The organism is Streptomyces cinerochromogenes, from assembly GCF_014648635.1.
Lineage (GTDB): Bacteria > Actinomycetota > Actinomycetes > Streptomycetales > Streptomycetaceae > Streptomyces > Streptomyces cinerochromogenes.
In genome coordinates this window covers 1-2488 of the sequence record NZ_BMRM01000052.1, presented here as the reverse complement: position 1 = coordinate 2488, position 2488 = coordinate 1, and the positions used below count along the sequence as shown (strand labels likewise).

Here is a 2488-nt window from a genome sequence, read left to right as displayed (position 1 = left end):
GCTGTTCGCACTCCAGGCCCGCCGGTGGCTACCCGGCCGCGGCACCCGTCACCGGGCGGACGACGGTGTGCATCCGCTCGCCGTCGTACTCCACCGTCTCGCCAGGAAGGATCAGCAGCCCAGGCTCGCCGTCCTGCCAGGCTGCGCCGATCCGCCGCACCTGGACCGCCGGCCCTCTGGCACCGGTCATGAAGACTGTCGGGTCGATCTCCCAGCCGTGACCAGTCAGCCACTGCTTCAGCACCGCGGCGTCCGTGTCGGGCGCCTCGCGCGGCCACTCGTACACCTGGCTCTCCACGCTCGTGTCCCCCTTCGGTGTGGCCGGAACCCCGGCACCGCACCGATCCTCCCAGCAGCCACCGGCACAGGCTGGACAATCATCCGGCCCCTGGCCCCTCGGCCGCTGCTGTCGACGGAAAACAGCTGGGATTGGACGGCTCAGCCCCGCGCGAGTTCAAGAAACTGAACGCTGTGCCGGTGCTCTCTGCCCCACTGCTCACCGAGCCCCGTCATGGCCGCGAAGAACGCGAACAGCAGCTCATGCGGCCCGGTGGGGTCGTAGATGCCGGGCAGGACGCTATGGAGGGCGGCGAAGTCGGCGTGTACCTGTGCGACGGCCTCCGGATATGCCCCAGCCGCGGCGGCCGACCGGCGAAGCACCCCCGGCGGGAGATCGTCGACGCGATCCGCTACGTCGTGGACACCGGATGCAAATGGCGGGTCCTACCTGCAGATTTCCCATGCCGGCGCACGGTCTGGGGGTTCATGGCCCGCTGGGCAGCGGCCGGGATCGTCGGCCAGATCCGCGACCATCTCGCCGGCCGGATCCGTCGCGACATGGGCAAAGACCCCCGAGCCGTGGCCACCGTGATCGGCTCCCAGAGCGTGAAAGCGGCCGAGACCGTCTCCAAGACCACCCTCGGCTACGACGCGGGCAAGAAGATCAACGGCCGCAAGCGCCACCTGGTCGTCGACACCCCCGGCCTGCCCCTCATGGTCATAGTCACCCCCGCCGACCTCCACGACGCCGCAGCCGCCAAGGAAGTCCTCTTCTGCCTCTGCCTGATGCACCCCGAGATCGCCATCGTCTGGGCAGACTCCGTCTACGCCGGCGAACTCGTCGACTGGGCAAAACAGCACCTCAACCTCACCCGCACCGGTCAGCCGCCCCAAGGACACCTCCGGCTTCGTCGTACTTCCCCGCCGCTGGGTCGTCGAGAGGTCACTCGCGTGGATGATGCAGGCCCGCCGGCATGCCCGCCGGCATGCCCGCGACTACGAACGGCTCATCCGGCACTCCGAGACCCTGATCACCTGGGCCGCCATCACCCTCATGCCCCGCCGTCTCGCACGGAAGGGCGCCGCCCCCCAGCTGGCCCAGGAAGCCCCACCTCTCCTCCTGACCTGGGGCTTCCCAGACAGCAGGGCCCAGATCAGCGAGCGAAAGACCGTGTCATGGCGGACAATCCACAAGGCGATGCGTCACCCGAGCGGGACGCGTGCTGAAGTCAAGGGCCCAGCGTTAAGATGAGCGGCGATGCGCGTGATCGTCCCGATGTTGTCCTCGAACAGATGCGCCTGCATGCCAGCCGCTCGGGCGGCCTCCACGTTGGCGGCGACATCGTCTATGAAGAGACAGCTCTCCGGCCCCACCTCCAAGCTGGCGCAAGCAGCTTCGAAGGCACGCAGGTCAGGCTTCTCCATGCCGATCTCGTGCGAGTAGACGATCTGATCGACCAGTTCGTCGAAGTGGTACAGCGCCGTCTCCCGCTCCCGAGCCCCGACGAAGCTGTTGCTCAGGATGCCCAGCCTGCATCGTCCCTGCAGCCCCCGCACATAGGCGATGAGTTCATCGTTCGGCGTTCCCAGATACTCCGCCCACAGGTCAGCCATGAAGGCTTCGACCTGGTGAACGTCGAGACCCAAGCGTGATGCCACTTCCCAGCGCACGTCTCGTTCGCTGATGCTCCCGACGCTTCCAGCACGCCACACGTCGCGCATCCGCTCATGCACGGTGCCCAGCGGCAGCTCCAGCCGCTCTTCCCACCGTTGAACCCATCCGGTTTCCGGCGTGATCTCCAGCACGCCGCCGATGTCGAGAATGACGCAGGTCGTGGTCACCCGAACTCCCCCCTTCGTCCCGCCTGGTCAGCGAGCACACTCCTGTGATCTACGAAGACACTGTCGTCCTTCCCTTGGGGGCAAGGTCAAGCAATCTTGGAACCCTGTGACAGCCCTGTTGCGAGCCGCTGACACGACTCGGCCGCATCAGCAGGTGCCGTCGAAACGCGTGACGCGAGGCGAAGCAGCACCGGGGATCAGAAACACGCACTCAGGTGTAACGCCTCACGCTGCCACTCTGTCCGTATGGCATCAAGGCCTTGACGCAGGAGGACCACTGACGGCGGCGAGCGGATGCGCACCGTGCCACGCCCGGTGACGGGTGCCGCGGCCGGGTAGCCACCGGCGGGCCTGGAGTGCGAACAGC

Annotated in this window: 2 protein-coding genes and 1 pseudogene; 1 reads left to right on the top strand and 2 read right to left on the bottom strand. The window is 67.3% G+C overall.

Annotation, left to right across the window (positions count from 1 at the left end):
• Nucleotides 1–28: 28 nt before the first annotated feature.
• Nucleotides 29–298 carry a hypothetical protein gene (locus tag IEZ20_RS39370; protein ID WP_189307953.1) on the bottom strand — a complete coding sequence of 90 codons (270 nt, stop codon included), beginning with the start codon at nucleotides 296–298 and terminating at the stop codon, nucleotides 29–31.
• Nucleotides 299–633: 335 nt separating this feature from the next.
• On the opposite strand from IEZ20_RS39370, the pseudogene IEZ20_RS39365 reads away from it, so the two are divergent.
• Nucleotides 634–1361: pseudogene (locus IEZ20_RS39365) on the top strand (IS5 family transposase); the annotation flags it as partial.
• 121 nt (nucleotides 1362–1482) lie between these two features.
• On the opposite strand, the gene IEZ20_RS39360 reads toward IEZ20_RS39365, so the two are convergent.
• The gene (locus IEZ20_RS39360; RefSeq protein ID WP_189307951.1) at nucleotides 1483–2121 is read right to left on the bottom strand and encodes an HAD-IA family hydrolase; all 639 of its coding nucleotides are present in this window, start codon (nucleotides 2119–2121) and stop codon (nucleotides 1483–1485) included.
• Between the last annotated feature and the right edge of the window lie 367 nt (nucleotides 2122–2488).